Origin of the sequence: Marinomonas rhodophyticola, from assembly GCF_026113935.1 — a bacterium.
GTDB classification, from domain to species: Bacteria; Pseudomonadota; Gammaproteobacteria; order Pseudomonadales; family Marinomonadaceae; genus Marinomonas; species Marinomonas rhodophyticola.
Genome location: NZ_JAPEUL010000007.1, coordinates 202,637 through 224,521, shown reverse-complemented (window position 1 = coordinate 224,521; position 21,885 = coordinate 202,637). Strand labels below are relative to the sequence as shown.

General features: G+C 44.5%; 21 protein-coding genes, 1 tRNA gene and 1 pseudogene. 4 read left to right on the top strand and 19 right to left on the bottom strand.

All coding sequences use genetic code 11. From position 1 onward, the window contains the following. Positions 1 to 6: 6 nt before the first annotated feature. The 10 genes and pseudogenes from infB to rlmE all read right to left on the bottom strand — a co-directional run bounded on the left by infB (position 7) and on the right by rlmE (position 11,119). Entirely contained in the window at positions 7 to 2,580 is a 2,574-nt protein-coding gene (gene infB / locus ONZ52_RS09530; RefSeq protein ID WP_265218378.1) for a translation initiation factor IF-2, read from the bottom strand. Between the two features lie 26 nt (positions 2,581 to 2,606). Next, the gene (gene nusA, locus ONZ52_RS09525) at positions 2,607 to 4,097 is read right to left on the bottom strand and encodes a transcription termination factor NusA (RefSeq protein WP_265218377.1); all 1,491 of its coding nucleotides are present in this window, start codon (positions 4,095 to 4,097) and stop codon (positions 2,607 to 2,609) included. 27 nt (positions 4,098 to 4,124) lie between these two features. Beyond that, positions 4,125 to 4,586 (bottom strand): ribosome maturation factor RimP, encoded by a 462-nt coding sequence (gene rimP / locus ONZ52_RS09520; RefSeq protein WP_111605589.1) that lies wholly within the window; start codon positions 4,584 to 4,586, stop codon positions 4,125 to 4,127. A gap of 333 nt (positions 4,587 to 4,919) precedes the next feature. Further along, a tRNA-Leu gene (locus ONZ52_RS09515) sits at positions 4,920 to 5,005 on the bottom strand. A 49-nt stretch (positions 5,006 to 5,054) separates the two neighbouring features. Next, a complete protein-coding gene (gene secG, locus ONZ52_RS09510) occupies positions 5,055 to 5,408 on the bottom strand; it encodes a preprotein translocase subunit SecG (RefSeq protein WP_265218376.1) in 354 nt (117 codons plus the stop codon). Between the two features lie 3 nt (positions 5,409 to 5,411). Next, the gene (gene tpiA, locus ONZ52_RS09505; protein WP_265218375.1) at positions 5,412 to 6,161 is read right to left on the bottom strand and encodes a triose-phosphate isomerase; all 750 of its coding nucleotides are present in this window, start codon (positions 6,159 to 6,161) and stop codon (positions 5,412 to 5,414) included. A gap of 76 nt (positions 6,162 to 6,237) precedes the next feature. Next, entirely contained in the window at positions 6,238 to 7,599 is a 1,362-nt protein-coding gene (glmM, locus tag ONZ52_RS09500; protein WP_265219382.1) for a phosphoglucosamine mutase, read from the bottom strand. Positions 7,600 to 7,629: 30 nt separating this feature from the next. Further along, positions 7,630 to 8,376: pseudogene (gene folP, locus ONZ52_RS09495) on the bottom strand (dihydropteroate synthase); the annotation flags it as partial. A gap of 88 nt (positions 8,377 to 8,464) precedes the next feature. Further along, positions 8,465 to 10,438, bottom strand: coding sequence for an ATP-dependent zinc metalloprotease FtsH (gene ftsH, locus ONZ52_RS09490; protein ID WP_265218374.1), 1,974 nt, complete (start codon positions 10,436 to 10,438; stop codon positions 8,465 to 8,467). Positions 10,439 to 10,498: 60 nt separating this feature from the next. Further along, the gene (gene rlmE, locus ONZ52_RS09485) at positions 10,499 to 11,119 is read right to left on the bottom strand and encodes a 23S rRNA (uridine(2552)-2'-O)-methyltransferase RlmE (protein WP_265218373.1); all 621 of its coding nucleotides are present in this window, start codon (positions 11,117 to 11,119) and stop codon (positions 10,499 to 10,501) included. A gap of 99 nt (positions 11,120 to 11,218) precedes the next feature. Here rlmE and ONZ52_RS09480 point away from each other — a divergent pair, with 99 nt between their 5' ends. Together ONZ52_RS09480 and ONZ52_RS09475 are read left to right on the top strand one after the other, a co-directional pair. Further along, positions 11,219 to 11,521: a YhbY family RNA-binding protein gene (locus ONZ52_RS09480; RefSeq protein ID WP_111605596.1), complete on the top strand. Its 303-nt coding sequence runs from the start codon at positions 11,219 to 11,221 to the stop codon at positions 11,519 to 11,521. A gap of 102 nt (positions 11,522 to 11,623) precedes the next feature. Further along, on the top strand, positions 11,624 to 12,463 hold the full coding sequence (locus tag ONZ52_RS09475) for a hypothetical protein (protein WP_265218372.1): 840 nt from the start codon (positions 11,624 to 11,626) through the stop codon (positions 12,461 to 12,463). 76 nt (positions 12,464 to 12,539) lie between these two features. Here the strand turns inward: ONZ52_RS09475 and ONZ52_RS09470 are convergent, their stop codons facing one another. The 5 genes from ONZ52_RS09470 to ONZ52_RS09455 are packed head-to-tail and all read right to left on the bottom strand — an operon-like array spanning position 12,540 to position 16,825. Beyond that, positions 12,540 to 14,855, bottom strand: coding sequence for an efflux RND transporter permease subunit (locus ONZ52_RS09470; RefSeq protein ID WP_428981176.1), 2,316 nt, complete (start codon positions 14,853 to 14,855; stop codon positions 12,540 to 12,542). Position 14,856: 1 nt separating this feature from the next. Further along, positions 14,857 to 15,648, bottom strand: a complete 792-nt coding sequence (locus tag ONZ52_RS25365) for an efflux RND transporter permease subunit (RefSeq protein WP_428981167.1) — start codon at positions 15,646 to 15,648, stop codon at positions 14,857 to 14,859. Positions 15,649 to 15,668: 20 nt separating this feature from the next. After that, positions 15,669 to 15,836, bottom strand: a complete 168-nt coding sequence (locus ONZ52_RS09465) for a hypothetical protein (protein WP_265218371.1) — start codon at positions 15,834 to 15,836, stop codon at positions 15,669 to 15,671. Next, positions 15,808 to 16,569, bottom strand: coding sequence for an efflux RND transporter periplasmic adaptor subunit (locus tag ONZ52_RS09460; protein WP_265218370.1), 762 nt, complete (start codon positions 16,567 to 16,569; stop codon positions 15,808 to 15,810). Before ONZ52_RS09460 ends, ONZ52_RS09465 begins: the two co-directional genes overlap by 29 nt. A gap of 13 nt (positions 16,570 to 16,582) precedes the next feature. After that, a complete protein-coding gene (locus ONZ52_RS09455; RefSeq protein ID WP_265218369.1) occupies positions 16,583 to 16,825 on the bottom strand; it encodes a hypothetical protein in 243 nt (80 codons plus the stop codon). 205 nt (positions 16,826 to 17,030) lie between these two features. On the opposite strand from ONZ52_RS09455, the gene ONZ52_RS09450 reads away from it, so the two are divergent. Together ONZ52_RS09450 and ONZ52_RS09445 are read left to right on the top strand one after the other, a co-directional pair. After that, positions 17,031 to 17,675, top strand: coding sequence for a response regulator (locus tag ONZ52_RS09450; protein ID WP_265218368.1), 645 nt, complete (start codon positions 17,031 to 17,033; stop codon positions 17,673 to 17,675). Continuing rightward, positions 17,672 to 18,742 (top strand): ATP-binding protein, encoded by a 1,071-nt coding sequence (locus ONZ52_RS09445; protein WP_265218367.1) that lies wholly within the window; start codon positions 17,672 to 17,674, stop codon positions 18,740 to 18,742. The genes ONZ52_RS09450 and ONZ52_RS09445 overlap by 4 nt, the downstream gene beginning before the upstream one ends. 93 nt (positions 18,743 to 18,835) lie before the next feature. On the opposite strand, the gene erpA is transcribed toward ONZ52_RS09445, so the two are convergent. From erpA to ONZ52_RS09425, 4 genes are all read right to left on the bottom strand, one after another. Further along, positions 18,836 to 19,183 carry an iron-sulfur cluster insertion protein ErpA gene (gene erpA / locus ONZ52_RS09440; protein WP_110575191.1) on the bottom strand — a complete coding sequence of 116 codons (348 nt, stop codon included), beginning with the start codon at positions 19,181 to 19,183 and terminating at the stop codon, positions 18,836 to 18,838. Positions 19,184 to 19,253: 70 nt separating this feature from the next. After that, complete coding sequence (locus ONZ52_RS09435; protein WP_265218366.1) at positions 19,254 to 20,840, bottom strand: peptide chain release factor 3; 1,587 nt, start codon at positions 20,838 to 20,840, stop codon at positions 19,254 to 19,256. 236 nt (positions 20,841 to 21,076) lie between these two features. Continuing rightward, complete coding sequence (locus tag ONZ52_RS09430; RefSeq protein ID WP_265218365.1) at positions 21,077 to 21,235, bottom strand: hypothetical protein; 159 nt, start codon at positions 21,233 to 21,235, stop codon at positions 21,077 to 21,079. An 80-nt stretch (positions 21,236 to 21,315) separates the two neighbouring features. Continuing rightward, positions 21,316 to 21,768 (bottom strand): 4'-phosphopantetheinyl transferase family protein, encoded by a 453-nt coding sequence (locus ONZ52_RS09425; RefSeq protein ID WP_265218364.1) that lies wholly within the window; start codon positions 21,766 to 21,768, stop codon positions 21,316 to 21,318. Positions 21,769 to 21,885: the final 117 nt, after the last annotated feature.

Here is a 21,885-nt window from a genome sequence, read left to right as displayed (position 1 = left end):
GTCCTATTATAACGTACGAGCAACTTCGATAGTTTCAAAAACCTCGATCTTATCGCCTACTTTTACGTCAGTGTAGTTTTTAACACCGATACCGCATTCCATGCCACGGCTAACTTCATTAACAGCATCTTTAAATCGACGCAGAGATTCAAGTTCACCTTCGTATATAACCACATCATCGCGTAATACACGGATTTGCTTGCTACGATAAACGGTACCTTCTACCACCATACAGCCAGCAATCAGACCAAACTTAGGCGAACGGAATACATCACGTACTTCAGCAGTACCTTTGATTTCTTCGCGAAGGTCTGGAGACAACATACCCGACAATGCAGATTTAACATCGTCAATAATGTTATAGATAACACTGTAGTAACGAAGATCAATAGTTTCACGTTCAATGAATTGCTTAGCAGAGTTGTCCGCACGCACATTGAAACCGAAAATAACCGCATCGGACGCTAGCGCCAGAGTAGCATCTGTTTCAGTGATACCGCCAACGCCGCTAGAGACAACGTTTACTTTCACTTCGTCGGTGTTCATGTCAGTCAATGATTTAATCAAGGCTTCAAGAGAACCACGAACATCCGCTTTGATAACAATGTTCAAAGTACGCACTTCGTCTTTGCCCATCTCAGAGAATAGATTCTCCAATTTAGCAGAATGTTGACGGGCAAAACGCACTTCACGGTATTTACCTTGACGGAAGTTAGCTACTTCACGCGCTTTGCGCTCATCCGCCACCACGATAAACTCTTCACCAGCTTCTGGCGTTCCGTCAAGACCAAGAATCTCAACTGGAATAGATGGGCCTGCAGAATCAATCGTCTTACCAGTTTCGTCCAACAAAGCACGCACACGACCCATTTGAAGACCAGCCAACACGATGTCGCCTTTCTTCAAAGTACCGTTTTGAACGAGTAAAGTGGCAACAGAACCACGACCACGATCCAAACGTGCTTCAACAACCACACCTTTAGCTGGTGCGCTAGGAACTGCAGTTAATTCAAGTACTTCTGATTGCAATAGTACGGCTTCTAAGAGTGCTTCAATACCCTCACCAGTCTTAGCAGACACGCCAACGAACTGTACGTCACCACCCCACTCCTCAGGAATGACAGCTTGTGCGACCAATTCATTTTTAACGCGATCTAAATCCGCGCCTTCTTTGTCAATCTTAGTCATTGCAACAACAATAGGTACACCAGCAGCGCGAGCATGCTGAATGGCTTCTATTGTCTGAGGCATAACGCCATCATCTGCAGCACACACTAGAATAACGATGTCTGTTGCTTTCGCACCACGGGCACGCATAGAAGTAAATGCCGCGTGTCCAGGCGTATCTAAGAAACTAATCATACCGTGTGGTGTTTCAACGTGATAAGCACCGATATGCTGTGTGATACCGCCAGACTCACCCGCAGCAACGCGAGTAGTACGAATATAATCAAGCAAAGACGTTTTACCATGGTCAACATGGCCCATCACGGTAACGACTGGTGCGCGTTTAATCGCCTCACCTTCGTAGTCAATGGCTTCGATCATGTCATTTTCAACAGCGTTTTCGTCGATCAGCTTAACCGTATGACCCATTTCCTCAACAACAAGCGTTGCTGTATCGCGATCAATCGTTTGGTTAATGGTTGCCATTGCGCCCATTTTAAACATGACCTTGATAACTTCTGCGCCTTTCACTGCCATTTTTTCAGCAAGATCTGCCACAGTGATACTTTCTGGCAAAGCAACTTCATGAATCATTTTAGCCGTTGGCTTTTGGAAACCATGCTCTTGTTTTGCAGGCTTCTTATTTTTACGACCTAACTTGCCGCGACGAGTGAATTCATCTTCGTCATTGACATTTACGCGTGATGTGCGCTTGTTATCTGGATTAATACGACCACGAGGTTTGTCTTTATCGTTGTCATGTCTCACTGGGCCTTTTTTGCCTTTTGGCGCAACCGATGATTTTTTACTGTCCATTGCTGGTTGAGACATTTTTTTCGCTGCTTTAGGCTGCTTCGGTGATTCCACGGGTTCTGCCGCTCCTATATCGGAAACATACTGCTCCGTATAATTTACCGCGTCAGCATCCGCTACGGCGGCTTTTGCCGCTGCGTCTTGACGCGCTTTTGCTTCGGCTTCAGCTTTTGCTTTGGCCGCCTTCTCTTCTTCAATCTTACGCTCAGCTTCTAAACGGGCCTGCTCTTCAGCAGCCAAACGTTCTTGCTCTTCAGCAAGGCGTTGGGCAAGCAACAACTCTTCTTGCTTTTGAGACTCGCTGTCTGAATCATCACGCTTAACGTACGTGCGTTTTTTCTTCACTGCAATATTAACCGCTTTTCCGCCATCACGCGACAACGTACTTGTTGTCTTTCGTTGCAGAGTAATTCTTTGGCTACTACCGCCGTCTTCGCCATGCTGACGTTTTAAATAATTCAGTAACGCTTGCTTTTCAACTTCAGAGACTTCTTGACCTGCACTCGTTTGAGGCAGGCCAGCGTCTTTCATCTGAGCTAGTAGCTTATCGACTGGTGTATTAACCAGCTCGGATAATATCTTTACGGTTTGAACTGTCATTAAGTTCCCCCTTATGTACTCAGATTTTATTCAGATTCAGCAAACCAAGGTGCACGAGCTGTCAATATAAGACTCGCCGCGCGCGCTTCTGTCATACCTTCAACGTCTAGCAATTCATCAACCGATTGCTCTGCTAGATCTTCCATGGTGATCACTCCCATAGAAGCCAACACTAGAGCAAGATGATTATCCATACCTTCCATTGCTAACAAGTCAGCAGCCGGTTTAGCATCATCTAATTGCTCTTCAGCTTGTAAAGCTCGGTTTAACAAGGACTCTTTTGCTCGTGAACGTAGTTCATTTGCCAAATCTTCATCAAATCCGTCGATGTCTAACATTTCTTCCATCGGGATATAGGCCACTTCTTCCAAAGAAGTGAATCCCTCTTCAACCATTTGAATGGCCAAATCGTCGTCAATGTCCAAACCAGAAACAAAAATATCAATCAGTTTCTGAGACTCTTCTTGTTGCTTCGCTTCCGCATCTTCGCTGGTCATAACGTTTAAAGACCAACCAGTCAAAGTAGAAGCCAAGCGAACGTTCTGACCATTACGACCAATAGCTTGCGCTAGGTTGTCTGATTTAACAGCGACATCCATAGAGTGCGCATCTTCGTCAATCACAATAGAGTCGACTTCAGCAGGTGCCATTGCGTTGATAACCAATTGAGCTGGGTTATCATCCCAAAGCACAATATCAACACGCTCGCCGTTCATCTCATTTGATACCGCTTGAACGCGCGCGCCACGCATACCAACGCACGCACCAATTGGATCGATGCGACGATCATTTGTTTTGACGGCAATTTTTGCACGCAACCCAGGATCTCGTGCGGCACCACGAATCTCAATAACTTCTTCTGCAATCTCTGGCACTTCAAGACGAAATAGCTCGATCATGAAAGCGGGGGCATTACGAGAAAGGATTAATTGCGATCCACGATTATCTTCACGAATCTCAAGCAATAAAGCGCGAATTCGATCATTCATTCTGAAGCTCTCACGAGCAATAAGTTGATCTTTTGGTAAAGACGCTTCGGCGTTCTCACCTAGATCGATAATCAGGCTATCGCGTGTCACTTTTTTAACTTGACCGTGAACAAGCTTGCCTACTTTTTCAGTGTACAGCGCAACCATTTTTGCACGTTCCGCTTCGCGCACTTTTTGCACAATAACTTGTTTTGCTGTTTGCGCGGCAATACGACCAAATGCTTCAGACTCGACTTCTTCTTCGTATATTTCACCGATACCCAAGCCAAGATTTTGCTCTTCAGAATCGTCTATTGTCAGCTCTGAAGCTGGCGCAGAATATTCTTCATCGGCAACAATGTGCCACTGACGGTACGTTTTATAATCACCTGTACGCTGATCAATGGAAACACGAATTAATGCGTCTTCTTCAAAACGACGCTTGGCAGCACTTGCTAAAGCAATTTCAACGGCTTCGAAAATAACTTGTTTCGGAACATCTTTCTCGTTGGAAACGGCTTCCACTACCAAAAGAATTTCTTTGCTCATCCTTTTAGCCTCTCTTCAAGGTTAATTTTAAAATTGTGGAACAACATTTGCCTTATCAATCAATTCGATAGGCAATAGGTATTCTTCTTGATCTACACGAATAACAATATCTTCGCTTTCGATCCCCATTAGTTGCCCTTTAAATTTACGCCTCCCATCAAAAGGCACTCGTAAACGCAAAGAAACAATAGAACCGATATACGCCTGATACTGAGCCAAACTGAATAAAGGCCGATCTAAACCTGGTGACGATACCTCTAGGCTATATTCCCCAGTAATAGGATCTTCAACATCTAAAATAGAACTTACTTGACGACTAACGCGGGCACAATCTTCAACATCAATCCCCTTTTCAGCGTCAGTCTCGATATAAATACGAAGCACAGAATCCTTACCTAAAGACAAGTACTCCATCCCCCAAAACTCTAATCCCAAACCTTCAACGACTGGTCGAATAAGTTCTTCTAAAATCGTATATTTTGCTGACAATCGTTTTCTCCGAAAACCAATTTTGTAAAACGCAGAAACAAAAAACGAGCTCAAGGCCCATTTTCATTAAAATATAGTGCACGGTGCAGATAACAAAAAACCCCATATAGGGGTTCTTAGTACTCTACTCAATGAAGCATTGAAAGAGCATCCTTCTAAAAAAGAAGGCTATCAATCCTGACACCAAATACTAAGAACAAACTGCTGCGGATACCTAAATTAGGAAAACCATGAGAAGAATAACTCGTTTAAAGAAACTCTCAACTCAACAAACCAGATTGCTCTGCATCAATATGACGACATCATACACAAAATATGATACCAATTCAATATTGGTGCGGATGGGGGGAATCGAACCCCCACGAGCGTTGCTCACCACCCCCTCAAGATGGCGCGTCTACCAATTCCGCCACATCCGCAAAACGCTTAACCAAACACTAAACTAACTAAGTATTACAGAGACTAAAATCACTCAGTCACTGGAATATCAGATATTGTGTTTTTACTATTACCTAAATCAGGCAGACCAACCGTTTCTTCAACTTGAGGTGCTGAAGGAACAAAATCAAGTGCACCAGAAACGCTTTTTGCCTGCTCACTTGCATAGTAAGCCAGACCAAAGCTAGTCAGAAAGAAAATCAATGCAAAAAACGCCGTCATCTTTCCAAAAAAGCTACCGCCACCTTGGCTACCAAATACAGTCTGGGACGCACCACCACCAAAAGAGGCACCAGCGTCCGCACCTTTACCTTGCTGCAACAAGACCAACGCAATAATCACTACTGCCGCCAGTACATGCAAAACTAAAATAAGTGCTTCCATTAATTAACCTGCCGCTTTTACTATTGCTATAAATTCTTTTGCATCAAGCGATGCACCACCAACAAGAGCACCATCTACATCAGGCATTTGAAATAAAGCCGAGCTGGTTGATGCCTTAACACTTCCACCATACAAAATCTGCACTTTCTGAGAAACAGATTCTGACGATTGAGCTAAAAAATCTCTGATTGCTTTATGAACTTCTTGTGCCTGCTCTGCACTGGCTGACAAACCGGTGCCTATTGCCCACACAGGTTCGTAGGCTATAACCAAACCTTCGAACGCAGCAATACCAACAACATCAATGACCGCTTGAATTTGTCGTTCACATACTTCAAGCGTCTTGCCTGCTTCGCGTTCTGCCAGCGTCTCTCCGACACAAAACATAGGAACCAAGCCAAAATCTAATACTGCCTTTACTTTTGATGCAACTAACGCATCTATCTCACCATAAAGAGAACGTCTCTCAGAGTGACCAAGTAAAACATACTTAACCCCGAAATCACCCAACATAGAAGCGGATACTTCTCCCGTAAAGGCGCCTTTTACTTCTTGACTAACATTTTGAGCCGCTAGCACGATGGCACTGCCAGAAATCAAACTCTCAACTTGAGACAAGTAGGGAAAAGATGGTGCAACAACAACCTCAGAGTCAGAACCTTCCATCTCAAGCAAACCGTTAATCAGTAAGGATATGGACTCTTTTGAGCCATTCATTTTCCAATTACCAGCTACTATCTTTTGACGAATCATATTCTAACCCCTAAATTCGAGGCGCCCATTCTATGGAATGGACGCTTTAGTTTCAAGTCATTTATTACTATTCAGCTCATAAATTTTGCTTTATGAGACTCGCTTTTGCTGAAACAACAGAATTCACTTCCTCGACCAAATAATCAACAAGCTCATCCACTGTTTGATCGTCTCGGCCCTCTACCATGACACGAATCAAAGGCTCTGTCCCCGAAGCCCGAAGCAATACTCGACCAAGACCATTCAAACGCTCATTAGCGACGGCAATGGCTTTCTGTAAAGCAGGCTCTTCATTTGGCACAAAACGCTTCGCGACACGTATGTTTTTTAATTTCTGCGGGAATTTTACAAGACCGACCAAAAGCTCATCAAGGGACTTACCTTCTTCCACCATGGCCCGAAGTACTTGGAGGGCCGCAATAATACCGTCACCAGTCGTTGTAATAGAGCGACAAACGATATGCCCAGAAGGCTCACCACCTAACACCCAGCCATGCTGCATCAACTTTTCATTCACATATCGGTCCCCCACCGCCGCTCGACTAAAACCGATACCCGTTTCAGAGAACGCCAACTCAAGACCAAAATTACTCATCAATGTACCAACAACACCGCCACTAAAACGCCCTGTTCGCATTAAATGATTCGCAATGATATACAAAATATCATCGCCATCACGAACCACCCCATGACGATCTACTAGGATCAAACGATCGCCATCGCCATCCAAAGCGATACCAAGATCTGCCTCCTCAGCTAAAACGTTTTTGCGTAACAACTCTGGTTTTGTCGCCCCGCTAAACTCATTGATATTTAGTCCGTCAGGGTTAACACCAATAGAAATAACTTCAGCCCCTAGTTCTGAAAATACTCGGGGAGCGACATGATAAGTAGCACCATCCGCACAATCGACAACAATCTTTAGCCCACTTAACTGCAAACCGATTGGAAAAGTGCCTTTGCAATATTCTATGTAACGCCCAGCTGCATCATCAATGCGTTTGGCACGACCGATAAGACTAGACTCCACCACAACCATCGGCTGTTCCATGAAATACTCAATGCGCTCTTCTATTTCGTCAGAAATTTTCCCACCTTCTGCCGAAAAAAACTTAATGCCATTGTCGGTATAAGGATTATGGGAAGCACTAATCACAATCCCCGCACTGGCGCGAAATGTTCGTGTCAGATAGGCTATTGCAGGCGTTGGCATAGGCCCAACCAAACGGACATCAGCACCCGCGGCAACAATACCGGACTCAAGCGCTGACTCAAACATGTAACCTGAGATTCGAGTGTCTTTACCGATCAGGATTTTCTTATCATTTTCTTTAAAAACCTGCCCAGCCGCCCAACCAAGTTTGAGCATAAACTCAGGCGTAATTGGGGTGGTTCCAACTTTGCCACGAATGCCATCTGTTCCAAAATACTTACGCATCAAATCTCTCTCAATACGAGACATTAGCGCCAACATTTCAACGTGTGGCCTAACATCATGAACCCTAAATATACGAGCACCTTTTGAATAGGCGGAAGCATTTGCCCCCATTGTGCCATACAAACGCTCATCAACTGGTAAATTCAACACATCCCCTATCATGGTTTTTCTCGAAAGACCAATCAGGACCTCAAACCCCATCTCTTTAAACTGAGATGTCCGATTCAGCAAGGATAAATTATGAAACAGTGTTTTTCCAAACCCAATACCCGGATCCAAAATGAGACGAGAACGATCAATCCCCACATGCTCACACTCTACCACTCTAGACAGCAGATATTGCATCACATCATCAACGACCGAAGCGTAATCCGGTTGCTGCTGCATGGTTTGTGGCACCCCTTTCATGTGCATCAAACAAACAGGCAAGACCGTTTCAGCAACAGCTTGCAAGGCACCATCACGTTCAAGAGCACGAACATCATTAATCAGACCAACCCCTAAACGGGCAGCCTCTCGAATCACTTGTGTGGTACTGGTATCAACAGAGACTATAATATCAAAGCGTTTCTTTATCGCCTCTATAGCAGGTAAGACGCGATCCATTTCTTGCTGGATACTGACGGGAGCAGCACCAGGGCGAGTTGACTCACCACCGACATCGATAATACTAGCACCTTCGGCAATCATTTTTTCAGATTGACGCAGGGCCGCATCAAGGGAATGAAAGACACCGCCATCAGAAAAAGAATCGGGTGTCACATTTAAGATCCCCATTACATGAGGAAGGGACAAGTCTAACGACTTGTCCCCGAACGACATTAACGACATGAAAAATCCATATCAGCAGATTAACAAGGAAAAATCACTCACCCGTAGGTTTAGGAGATACTGTCCCAGTAGAATCATCAAGATTGGACGATTCTTCTTCAGAAGACTCAGTAACACCATCCTCCTTCACCGCTTTTGCGTCATCACCTTTTGGCGAATTCGCACTAGGGTCTGACCAACCCTCAGGAGCGGAAGGCTTATTACCATCCATAATTTCTTTAATCTGCTTCGCATCAATTGTTTCATATTGCATCAAAGCTTCCGCCATGACATCTAGCTTATCGCGGTTCTCTTCTAATATCTGCGTCGCCTTTGCATAGCAACGAGTAATAATATCTTGAACCTCAGCATCAATAATCTTACCCGTTTCAGGAGAGAAATAATTCGCCTTGCTGCCTGTAGGACCACTGATATAGCTACCACTATGATCATCTTCTTCGTAAGCAAATGGGCCTAATTTTTCAGACAACCCCCATTTAGTCACCATGTTACGAGCTATACTAGTGGCTCGCTCAATGTCATTTGAGGCACCAGTAGAGACACCATCAAAACCATGGATCATCTCTTCTGCAATACGACCACCATACAAACTGCAAACCTGACTTTCAAGACCACGCTTACTGATACTGTATTTATCTTCTTCTGGTAAATACATGGTGACACCAAGTGCACGACCACGAGGGATAATAGACACCTTGTACACTGGGTCATGCTCTGGCATTAGATAACCAATAATAGTATGACCGGCCTCATGATATGCGGTATTCAGCTTCTCTTTGTCACTCATCACCATGGTTTTGCGCTCTGCGCCCATGAGGATCTTGTCTTTCGCAAGCTCAAGTTGCTCCATGTTCACTAAGCGACGATTAGAGCGAGCCGCAAACAATGCTGCTTCGTTAACCAAGTTCGCCAAGTCAGCACCAGAGAAACCAGGCGTTCCACGAGCGATGTTTTTTGGCTCAACATCGTCATCACAAGGCACTTTACGCAAATGCACTTTCAAAATCTGCTCACGACCACGAATATCAGGCAAGCCCACTTGCACTTGACGATCGAAACGACCTGGACGCAATAAAGCAGGATCTAATACGTCAGGACGGTTTGTTGCCGCAATAACGATAATACCTTCATTACCTTCGAAGCCATCCATTTCAACCAATAGCTGGTTTAATGTTTGCTCACGCTCATCGTTACCACCACCCATACCGGAACCACGATTACGACCAACAGCATCGATCTCGTCGATAAAGATAATGCATGGCGCATGCTTTTTAGCTTGCTCAAACATGTCACGAACACGAGATGCACCAACACCAACAAACATTTCAACGAAGTCAGAACCTGAAATAGTAAAGAACGGCACTTTTGCTTCGCCGGCAATTGCTTTAGCCAACAAAGTTTTACCTGTTCCTGGAGGTCCACACATCAGGATACCACGAGGAATTTTTCCACCTAGGCGCTGAAATTTACTTGGCTCACGCAAGAAATCAACAAGCTCTTCAGTGTCCTCTTTCGCTTCATCGCAACCAGCTACATCAGCAAAAGTGGTTTTAATTTGATCTTCTGGTAAAAGGCGTGCTTTGGATTTACCAAAAGACATAGGGCCACCCTTGCCACCAGCACCGCCTTGCATCTGACGCATGAAGAACATGAAAATCGCAAGTATCAGAAGAATTGGGAAACTGGCTACCAACAATTGAGTCCAAATGCTTTGCTGCTCAGGCATGCGCCCTTCTACAATGACATTATTACTCAACAGATCATCCATTATCTTTGGATCAGCTGCCGCAGGACGCACAGTGTCAAAGGTATCACCGCTTGTTCTGCTACCGCTAATGGTATAACCATCCACCACTACTTTCGCAATACGACCATCTTGCACCTCTTTTACGAATTCGGAATAGGAAATCCGGTTCGTGTCGGCCGTTGTATTAAAATTATTAAACACAGTTAGCAGTACAGCAGCTATTACTAACCACAACAGTATATTTTTCAGCATATCGTTCAAGAGCACACCTCTTAAAGGTTATTTTTAATATCTCTGGTAATAATACCAGAACATACCCTATTAACCCTTATATTGTCTTCCTAATAAGTAAACTTCGCGACTTCTTGCTCGCGAGGCATCCGGCTTACGTGTTACAACAGAATCAAATTGAGTCCGCATGGCTTTGAGGTATTCTTCAAACCCCTCCCCCTGAAACACCTTCACTAGAAAATTTCCGCCCGGACGCAGCACTTGAGATGCCATATCCAAAGCAAGCTCTACAAGATACATAGCTTGTGGCTGATCAGTAGAACTGTTCCCACTCATATTGGGGGCCATATCGGAAATTACAAGATCTGCTTTTTCATCTCCGATTTCCCTTAAAATCGCTTCGTATACTTCTTGCTCAGTAAAATCACCTTGAACAAAACGCACACCTGGCAAGGGCGCCATTTCCAATATATCTGAGGCAACAATCGTTCCTTTATCTCCTACCAGTTTCGCTGCCACCTGAGACCAGCCACCTGGTGCCGCACCTAGGTCAACGACACGCATCGTGGGTCGAAACAACTTGTCCTTATCGTTAATTTCTATCAGTTTATAACTGGCTCTGGAGCGATAACCATCTTGTTGCGATTTTTTGACATACGGATCGTCAAAATGTTCCTTCATCCAATTATTACTACTTTTTGATCTTGCCACGTTTTCATCATACCTAAATCAGTCAATATTCCGCTATAATATCGCTTAACCTCTTCAGCCTCCAATAAAGAGGATCAACTAATATGAGAAAATTTTACTATGAGTCTTACAAACGCCCAAAAAAAGCAATATCGCCTAATCGGACACGCACTTAATCCAGTGGTTATGATTGCGGGCAATGGCCTAACAGAATCCGTTCTTACTGAGATTGATCGCGCCCTTGAAGATCACGAGCTGATTAAAATACGCATTAGCATTACAGATCGTGAAGTACGTACAGCACTGATTGAAGAAATCAATAAAATAATGAAATCTGAAACAGTACAAACGATTGGCAAAGTGGCACTCTTTTACCGTGCTGCGCTCAAGCCAAATCCTAAATTGTCCAACTTACTTCGTTAGTAACGTAGACTGAGATAGTCTTTTTTGCTCAAAAAACAGACTATCTCTAAACTCTTCATAAAAATGGCCGATACCTTTGACAGCCAACAAAGGAGTCGGATCATGATATTTATAGAGGCACTCAATAGAGCCAGCACCCAGACCAACGAAAGAAAGTTGATCTCGAGAAACAAATATCGCCCCATCATCAGCAATAAAGACTCTGTTGACCTAAGCTCTGCTGCTCATCAAGTCAAAGAAATTCATTTAGATAGCCAGACAAAAAACCCACTCACAGCGTCAACCAGTATTTTTGCCAATCTCATTGAGCACGTATTAAGCCACATCATGAATTCCGCCCTTAACCTGCATTCCCCGGAAGAGCTTAATTTGGACTCAAAAGAGTGGAAGATATTTTTACAAGTTCCACCACTGAATACAGAAAAAATCAAAAGAGCGGATGACTACATAGCACCAGAAGTTCCCCAGCGACCACCAGCAAAACAACTTATCTTTCACATTCCAGTTAAGCCGCTATATGGCATTCCTGTCGAAATGACGGTCCTAATGTCGCCTCACAACGGGTCCCCAGAAACTCCTATCTTTTTTCATACCTTTGCGCAAGAAAGTTGGCTGCCCATTTTACGCACGCCCTATTCACCGGAATTCCTTGACCAACAAATCACGCATTACCACATATTATTAGATCAAGATGGCGAACAAGATCAGCTGTCAGCGCTTTACCCACACCTAAACCAAGGTAAAATAAGCGAGAGCAACACCTCCCCTCAAGCGTTTGGTTTGCGAATTTGGCGGGCAAAAAATCAGGTTTTGACGCCCGCGGTTCTAGGAGACAGCAAAATAGGCTTATTATTTGTGGGGCACTACCCTCCCATAGAAGGAAATCCCATTACCGAAGAAGAGCGAGCAAGACAGGCCAACAACCTTTATACAAAGGCGTAGTATTTTAGCCATAAAAAAGCCCTCCATACCGTGCGCATGAAGAGCTTATTTTTTTACGAATCAATATGCTAATAAATTAATAAGATAACCGCCAACGTCTAACACGTTCTTGAATCCCCATAACAAAGACAAAGAACACTGGAACAAAAAAGATTGCTAACACTGTCGCACTAATGATTCCACCCAACACTCCCGTTCCAATTGCATGTTGTGTTTCAGCACTGGCACCTGAAGCGATAACCAAAGGAATCACCCCCAAACCAAAAGCAAGAGATGTCATCAGAATCGGGCGTAACCTAAGACGTGCCGCCATGATAGCAGACTCAGCAAGCCCCCTACCTTGTTCACGTAATTGCTTAGCAAACTCAACAATTAAAATCGCATTTTTAGCAGACAAACCAATAACGGTAATCATACCAACCTTAAAGAAAACATCATTCGGCATATCTCGAAGCAATACCGCGATCACGGCCCCAAGCAAACCCAGCGGCACAACCAACATAACAGAAAGAGGAATTGACCAACTTTCATACAATGCGGCCAACACAAGAAATACAACCAACATGGATAGCGCCATTAACAAAGGCGCTTGAGATGAGGATTGACGCTCTTGAAGTGACTGCCCACTCCAAGCGACAGCAAAACCAGCTGGCAATTGGGCCACTAAACGCTCCATTTCCTGCATCGCTGCGCCACTTGAAAAACCCGTCGCCGCAGCTCCCGATATGCGTGCAGCTGGAAAACCTTGATAACGAGCCAACTGTGAAGGTGTTTCTATCCAAACGGGAGTCACCACCTCCGATAAGGGCACCATTCCACCGTTACTGTTTCGTACGTACAATTTAAGCACATCATCAATCTGCATTCGTGCAGAAACATCAGCTTGAAGAATAACCTGCTGCATTCGTCCAGCATTAGGAAAATCCCCTACATAGGCAGACCCCATCGCAGTAGAAAGAGTGTCACTAATATTACTAAACGATACCCCCATTGCCTCTGCTTTAAGACGATCAATATCTAGCCGAATACTCGCCCCCGAAGGTAAACCATCAGAATAGACACCCGTCACAATGTTACTTTTCGCTGCCAATGCAAGCAGTTTGGCTTCTGCCTCTTTTAACGCGTCATAACCTCGATTCGCACGATCCTGTAAGCGCATTGAAAAGCCTGAACTCGTATCTAGCTCATCTATTGTTGGAGGCATTGACGTCATCACAGAGCCTTCAGCGATATTGGACATGGCCTGCTGCGCAAGCATTACCTCTTCTTGTAACGTTGTACCTTCTCTGTCCTTCCAATCTTTTAAAACAGTGAAGGCCATCGCGGCATTTGAGCCAGAGCCTGAAAACCCAAAACCCAAAATGGACAGGTTTGACACAATAGAAGGACGCGAAGCGATATACTCTTCAAACACTTCCACCACATCCAGCGTACGTTCTGTTGTCGCGTCAGCGGGTAATTGGATGGTTGTCATAAAATATCCTTGATCTTCCTCCGGTAGAAATGACGTTGGCAAATGCCGTAAAGCCATCACCAAGATCCCGACAATAACCACAAAGATCATCATCATCCGTCCAGTTCGTATCACCAACTTACCGACACAAGAGACATACCCTGTTGTCATGCCATCAAACATTCGATTAAACCAGCCAAAGAATCCCGTTTTATCAAGATGTTGTTGGGCATGAGGTTTAAGCAATGTGGCACACAGCGCCGGAGTCAGAGTCAGAGCTAAAAATGCAGAAAACAAAATAGACACCGCCATGGACAGCGCAAATTGCTGATAGATAACGCCCACTGAGCCGCTAGCAAAGGCCATAGGAATAAAGACAGCGGTTAGCACCAAGGTAATACTGACTACCGCACCCGTTATCTGCCTCATTGCCTTGACTGTCGCATCCTTCGGACTCAACCCTTCTTCCGTCATAATCCGCTCAACGTTTTCCACCACAACGATAGCATCATCGACAATAATACCGATGGCCAGCACCATGCCAAACATAGTCAAGACGTTAATCGAAAAGCCCGCCAACAACATAATCGAAAAAGTACCCAACAGAGCGATTGGTGCAACAATGGCCAGGATTAAGGTATAACGGATATTTTGTAAGAACAAAAACATCACGAGAAATACCAGCGTCATCGCCTCAAGCAAGGTGTAAATCACTTTTTCAATCGACACTTTCACAAAGGGAGCAGTATTAAAAGGGATAGAATAACTCATGCCAGCAGGCATAGTAGGCTCTAGCTCTTGCAGACGAGCAAGCACCTTATTTGACGTACTCACAGCGTTAGCACCTGGCGCTAATTGAATGGCGGCAGACGTTGCCACTTTGCCATTTTCACGGTTACTAAAACCGTATGACTGGGCACCTATTTCAACGCGCGCCACATCACTCAAGACAATTTTTGAACCATCTGAAGTCCGCCTTCACCACAATATTGGCAAACGCTTCAGGCGAGCTCAATTGCCCCTGAACCGTTAGCGGAACGGTCACTCGCTGACCAGCTACTGTAGGTGACGCTCCAATGCTACCGGGAGCAATTTGTGTATTTTGCTGCGTAATGGCTGTCGTGAGATCCGCCATAGTCAAACCATAAGACGTTAACTTATTTGGATCTACCCAAACCCTCAACGCTTGTTCAGAACCAAACAACTGCACATTACCAACACCGTCGATGCGACGAAACTCCTCCATTAGGTTTCGTGCCATATAATCACTCAACGACGTCTCGCTAAAACGTCCATCATCAGATTTAAGGCCAACAATCATCAGAAAACTAGAGGTTGCAGATTCGACACTCAAGCCATTTTGACGAACCACTTGTGGCAAACGAGCCTCGACGGCCTTAATTTTATTTTGCACATCAACCTGGGCCAACTCAGGGTTCGTCCCAGGCGTAAACGTCACGCTAATCGCGGCGGATCCAGAACCATCTGCTGAAGACTCAAAATACAAAACATTCTTAACACCTGAAAGCTCACGCTCAATTAAACTGAGCACAGCATCATTCATCGTCTGAGCATCTGCGCCCGGATAACTTGCAGAGATACTGACCGATGGAGGCGCAATAGATGGGTAACGAGCAATTGGCAATTGCGGAATAGCCAACACGCCACCCAAAATAATAAACAAAGCAATCACCCAAGCAAACACTGGGCGGTGAATAAAAAACTGAGCCATAACGACATTTTCCTGTAATTTTAGTGGTCAACACCAGAAACGGACTTATTTAACTGCCACTCTTGTTCGCGAACGTCCATGCCATCATTAAGTCGATCCATACCCTCTATTACCACCTTTTGCCCAGCGGTTAGACCTGCCTTCAATCGATAATGTCTATCAACCAACTCTCCGAGTTCGACTGGCACAAGATGAACTCCGACGATTAGCATCAATAACCCATACTTGAGACTTTCCCTCAAAATGCACTATTGCCTGCTGAGGCAGCATCAAAGCACTGTCGTAGTAACTACGATCCGCTCTGGCTTGTACAAACATGCCAGGCAAAAGCAGTTGATTTTGGTTGTCCACAAGCACACGCAGCAACACATCTCCCGTACCAGAATCCACACTGATACCGGAGAATAAAACACGTCCTGTTATACCGTAAGGTTCACCGTTAGAACGCAAAACCGATACCGGCAAACCATTTTCAGAGTGCTGTGTGGTGAGTGCTTTTTGTAAAGATTCCAATGAAGAGGCTGGGCGTCGTAAATCCAGATAAACCTGATCGATCTGCTGAATACGAGCCATTGGACTACTATCAGTGCTACTCACCAAAGAGCCCTCAGACACTAAAGTCTGATCGATTCGGCCTGATATAGGCGCCTCTACCGTAGCAAATTTTAAGTCAAGCTTACGGCGCTCCAGCATTGCTCGAGCTTGCGCAACTTCCGCTAACGCCTGATCTCGTTTAAACACCTCGTCATCGTAAACTTGACGACTAATTGAATGGGACTTAAGCAATGAACTCACTCTAAGCATTTGCGCCTGAGCATGCGCTAATGCCACTTCTGCACGCTTTAGACCTGCAACGGCAGTATCAACCTCAGCCAAAAAAGGCTCGGGATTAATTTGATACAAAGGTTGACCTGCCTTCACTTCGCGCCCTTGCTCAAAGAGCTTTTTCTGAACAATACCACCGACCTGAGACTCGAATCTCAGCGCTACGCACCGGTGATACTCGGCCTGGTAATGTATCCCTCACGGTTAGTGACTCAGGCGTTAAAGACATTGTCGATACTAAAGGTGGTGGAATCAAAACCTCTTCATCTGATTGTGACTGATCGCAGGCGATAAGAATAAAAGCTAACACAGCAATCATTCCATAGCGGGTACTACTAAGGTCAAACTTCATCGAAAATCCTTTACCATTTAAGGTAAGCAAACATTGAATAATCTAAATTCTACTTTTACTCAATGGAGCTATGACCGAGAATGTGTGTAGATTTGATGGAGATGAATACTTTTTATGAATAATCTGATGACAGATTCAGCAATGGGACTCGGATAGCAAAGCCACCGTACTAATTGCAGAAGACGAACTGGGTATTGCAGAAATTTTGACCGCCTATTTAGAAAAATCTGGCATGCGCACCCTACATGCAGCCAATGGCCTTCAAGCACTTGAACTTCACTTAGATTATAAACCCGATATTATTTTACTGGATGTCCAAATGCCAAAACTGGATGGCTGGCGTGTATTATCTGAAATTCGCCATCGCGGTAATACGCCTGTCATCATGCTGACTGCCATGGATCAAGACATAGATAAACTCATGGGACTGCGTACTGGCGCTGATGATTATGTTGTTAAACCATTTAACCCTGCAGAGGTAGTCGCAAGAACCCAAGCCGTATTACGCCGAACCATGGTAAAAGAGTCGCCAGCACAACAAATACTTCAAATAGGTCCATTACACATTGATATAGAAAATTATTCGGTGTCAGTAAAGCAAGAAACACAACACAAAGACATCACGCTAACCTTGACCGAATTTAAACTATTAACACTAATGGCCCGCACGCCAAAACGTGCTTACAGTCGAACAGAACTTCTGGAGAATTGTTTACCTGAAGGCGATACATTAGAGCGTACCGTGGACAGTCATATCAGTAAACTACGAAAAAAATTGGAACAGGTTGGCGTCCATGACATTCCTGTTGGCGTCAGAGGCATTGGCTACCGCTTTTGGGATCGAAAATGAAAATAGTTGGATTAAGTGGCAAAATCATTGCCTCAATGATGGCTATCACCTTACTTGCGATATTGCTTGTGTTCTTTACCGCGTACCTTTTTTACTATTTCATGGATACATTTTGGCCAGATTATATTTTTGTAGACAGCTATATTCCTTCCGGCCCAGAACTCATCTGGCTCGCAGGAACAACCATCTTATCACTCAGCATTACCGTGGCCGTTGCCATCAATTTGGCGCGTCATATTTTATCCCCTCTTAACTCCGTTACGAGAGGCATTCGCCTTCTCGCAGAAGGCGATTTGTCAGCGAGAGCCGCGTCGTTTAATAATGCACAAAATGAAACAAATCAGCTTATTCGTGATTTTAATTTACTCGCCGAGAGATTAGAGCGAATGACCAACGAGCAGAGATTTTGGAACGCGGCCATTGCCCACGAATTACGAACGCCTGTTACGATTTTGTATGGTCGTTTACAAGGCATGCTTGACGGCGTATTTACCTCAGACAATCATCAACTGCGCAGTTTATTAGTGCAGGTGGATGGACTAAAAAATCTCGTGGAAGATTTACGAGTCGTCAGCCTAGAAGAAAGTGGTCACCTAAATTTAAGATTACAAGAGGTTAATTTAAGTACGGAAATCAATGCCGTTGTCGAATTTATGAAAGACGCTCTCGCTTCAACACAACAATATGTAGAACTAGATCTCGCTGTAAACGATGCTTCTTGTGATCCAGCCAGAATCAGACAAGCACTCATTGCACTGCTTACCAATGTCATCAAACATGCTGTACCAGGTTGCATTAAGATTCAAACACGAAAAACACAACATTCCTTGACCTTATCTGTAGAAGACGAAGGCCCTGGTATTGCTGAAGCCTTAGCGCCACATGTATTCACCGCATTCAGACGCTCATCTGACAGTAACGCAACGGGAAGTGGTTTAGGTTTAGCCGTGGTTGCTGCTATTGCGCGAGCGCATAATGGCGAGGCAAGCTGCCACCCAACAGCACAAGGCGGTACGCGGTTTGAAATATGCTGGCCTCACAAGCAAATAGAAAAACCAAAAACGTGACACAACATCACAAAACAACAATAAAAAACCCTTTATACGGCTAGGCATAAAGGGTGTATTTTTCATCTTTAGTCTGTGTGTGGCCGATTAAAGCTAAATACTAAAGCTGGCTCCGCAACCGCAAGTGGACGTCGCGTTAGGATTTTGCACGACAAAGCGTGAGCCTTCTAAATTCTCTTTGTAATCTACTTCTGATCCAACAAGATATTGAAAACTCAACGGATCAACGACCAAAGTCACACCGTTACGCTTCACTTCTGTATCGTCTTCTTGATGCTCTTCATCAAACGTAAAACCATACTGAAAGCCTGAACAACCGCCACCCGTCACATAAACACGTAACATGAGCCGATCATTCTCTTCTTCTTCGATCAAAGATTGCAGCTTTGCAGCCGCTGCGTCTGTAAATTCGATAGGATCAATCGATTCAACCATGCTCATTTTGACACCACTATAACAATTACCGATGATCAGATTATCCGCTTAACCTAGTAATTTAGTCAAGTATTGATCAATGTTCTCGAGTTGAACGGAAACGAACCTGAGGCCACTTTTCTTCTGCCATCATTAAATTTACTCGCGTTGGAGCCAGGTAAGTCAAATGCCCACCGCCATCAACAGCCAGATAATCACGACACTTATTTTTAAACTCTTCAAATTTCTTAGCGTCGTCGCAATCTACCCAGCGCGCGGTGTTAACGTTGACCGCCTCATAAATACATTCTACTTTGTACTCATCCTGCAAGCGGTAGGCCACTACTTCGTATTGTAACTGCCCCACGGCCCCCACGATTAATTCGTTATTACGTTGTGGCATAAACAACTGAGTCGACCCTTCTTCAGAAAGCTGCTGAAGGCCTTTTTGCAAGGCTTTCATTTTCATAGGGTCTTTTAAACGGACTCGACGGAAAAGTTCAGGCGCAAAATGGGGAATCCCGGTGAATTTTAAGTCTTCGCCTTCCGTAAAAGTATCGCCAATTTGAATCGTGCCATGGTTATGCAAACCAATGATATCACCAGAAAAGGCCTCTTCAACCCCTTCACGATCACCCGCAGTAAAAGACACCGCGTCCGTCACTTTAATGTCTTTACCGATACGGCAATGACGCATCTTCATACCGCGACTATAGGTTCCAGAACACACTCGCATGAACGCAATACGGTCACGGTGCTTCGGATCCATGTTGGCTTGAATTTTAAAAATAAACCCTGAAAACTTCTCTTCCGTAGCCGATACTTTTCGGCTGTTGGTCTCACGATCAATTGGTGAAGGCGCCCACTCAACAAACCCATCCAACATTTCACGAACACCGAAGTTAGATAAAGCTGTACCGAAGAAAACAGGTGTTAACTCACCCGCTAAATAAGCTGCATGATCAAATTCATGGCTTGCACCACGCACCAGTTCGATCTCATCTACATACGCTTCCCAATCATCCCCCAACAAAGCCTTGGCTTCATCCGATTGCAGCCCTTCGATGCGAATATCATCCATCAGCGTATGACCACGACCACGTACAAATACATGAATCGTGTCAGTGTAAAGGTTATAAACCCCTTTGAAAAAATCGCTCATACCGATCGGCCAAGTAATAGGGGCGGCGGCAATTTTTAGAACATCTTCCACTTCGTCTAACAGCTCAATCGGATCACGAATATCTCGGTCCATCTTGTTGATGAAAGTCAGAATAGGCGTATCGCGAAGACGACAAACGTCCATCAATTTGATAGTGCGATCCTCTACCCCTTTTGCGCCGTCGATAATCATCAAGACCGAGTCAACCGCGGTAAGCGTACGATAGGTATCCTCAGAGAAATCTTCGTGCCCAGGCGTATCAAGTAAATTGACGATACGGTCTTTATATGGGAACTGCATCACAGAAGAGGTAATAGAGATACCGCGCTGCTTCTCCATCGCCATCCAGTCAGATGTCGCATGTTTGTCGCCTTTACGGCCTTTTACCGAACCCGCCGTTTGAATAAGCTGACCAAGCAACAAAAGCTTTTCCGTTATGGTGGTTTTACCGGCGTCAGGGTGCGATATGATCGCAAAAGTTCTTCGTTCGTTTACTTCGTTGAGAAAATTCTGGTTTGCCATTAAAAAATTCTTTTAGGTTATACGCGGGCGTTGCTCTCATCTTCTTAAAGACCAGCACAGCATAATCAGCGCTTGCCAACCCCGTCATGTTAATCGTGATTACGTTTGGCGCTATTTTCGCTGATCTCGAAGTTATAAACAATCAATGACGATGGAATTCATGACTATTTAAACCACACATGCTTAAAGCAAGATACTTAGCCGTCGCCATTAACGAGAACTAATATGACAATTTGTTAATTTTTCATTCCATTCACTTCAGTAATAGGCGCTCCAGATGTCCAATCAACCAGTTGAATATCAGACACACTGAGCCTTTCTCGCCAGGCAAGAGAAATCACCCCCCAAGGAAAATGAAAGCTTTGCAAGCGATATTGATCACCTTGCCAAGGCAAGCCATACGGCTCCCTATTCAGCAAACTCGGGGCACAGTTAATCTGACTCAAATTATCAACTAAGCCGCTGCCATTGGCTTTTAATAACGCTTCTTTGGCTGTCCAAAGGCAAAAAAACTCGCTTGCCTGTCTGCACATACCTCCAGCAGACTTTTCTCATCCAGATGACATACCATATCAATCATGCTCTCAAGATCATCCATATCTTTGTAACATTCTACGTCCACCCCGATAGCGCATTCATCGCTAGACTGAGCCAACGCTACTGCCACCGACTCCGCGCTGTGACTCAAATTAAAGGCAATATTTTCTTGTATAAAAGGCTTACCAGACGACGTTCGATAAAAGGACCACTCTGATGTTTTTTTGAGTGGAAAATAATAACTCAAAACGCGACGTTTAAAGGCATGGGCAAACACATAAGCATCACGTAAATACGCAAAACGAAATGAAGCAGCACGCTGCCTCTCCGTTTCATCCAGACTATTTTCAATCGCAAACGCTTTTTCACTGTATGCCAAAGTCAAAATCATATCATTTCCAAAACAGCTCATTCCCAATCATCAGTATCATGATATATTCCGATGAGATTAATTCCCAAATACTTTAAATGGGACATTATTGTCCTCAGTATCACTCAATCCCCCTGA

Excerpts from the sequence above, each read along its gene's own strand:
- ONZ52_RS09455 (WP_265218369.1), bottom strand. The coding sequence starts at position 16,825 with ATGAAGTTTGACCTTAGTAGTACCCGCTATGGAATGATTGCTGTGTTA.
- ONZ52_RS09435 (WP_265218366.1), bottom strand. The coding sequence starts at position 20,840 with ATGGCAAACCAGAATTTTCTCAACGAAGTAAACGAACGAAGAACTTTT.
- erpA (WP_110575191.1), bottom strand. The coding sequence starts at position 19,183 with ATGAGCATGGTTGAATCGATTGATCCTATCGAATTTACAGACGCAGCG.
- tpiA (WP_265218375.1), bottom strand. The coding sequence starts at position 6,161 with ATGATTCGTCAAAAGATAGTAGCTGGTAATTGGAAAATGAATGGCTCA.
- infB (WP_265218378.1), bottom strand. The coding sequence starts at position 2,580 with ATGACAGTTCAAACCGTAAAGATATTATCCGAGCTGGTTAATACACCA.
- ONZ52_RS09480 (WP_111605596.1), top strand. The coding sequence starts at position 11,219 with ATGAGTCTTACAAACGCCCAAAAAAAGCAATATCGCCTAATCGGACAC.
- ONZ52_RS25365 (WP_428981167.1), bottom strand. The coding sequence starts at position 15,648 with ATGGCTCAGTTTTTTATTCACCGCCCAGTGTTTGCTTGGGTGATTGCT.
- ONZ52_RS09425 (WP_265218364.1), bottom strand. The coding sequence starts at position 21,768 with ATGATTTTGACTTTGGCATACAGTGAAAAAGCGTTTGCGATTGAAAAT.
- ONZ52_RS09445 (WP_265218367.1), top strand. The coding sequence starts at position 17,672 with ATGAAAATAGTTGGATTAAGTGGCAAAATCATTGCCTCAATGATGGCT.
- nusA (WP_265218377.1), bottom strand. The coding sequence starts at position 4,097 with ATGAGCAAAGAAATTCTTTTGGTAGTGGAAGCCGTTTCCAACGAGAAA.
- ONZ52_RS09475 (WP_265218372.1), top strand. The coding sequence starts at position 11,624 with ATGATATTTATAGAGGCACTCAATAGAGCCAGCACCCAGACCAACGAA.
- secG (WP_265218376.1), bottom strand. The coding sequence starts at position 5,408 with ATGGAAGCACTTATTTTAGTTTTGCATGTACTGGCGGCAGTAGTGATT.
- glmM (WP_265219382.1), bottom strand. The coding sequence starts at position 7,599 with ATGCGTAAGTATTTTGGAACAGATGGCATTCGTGGCAAAGTTGGAACC.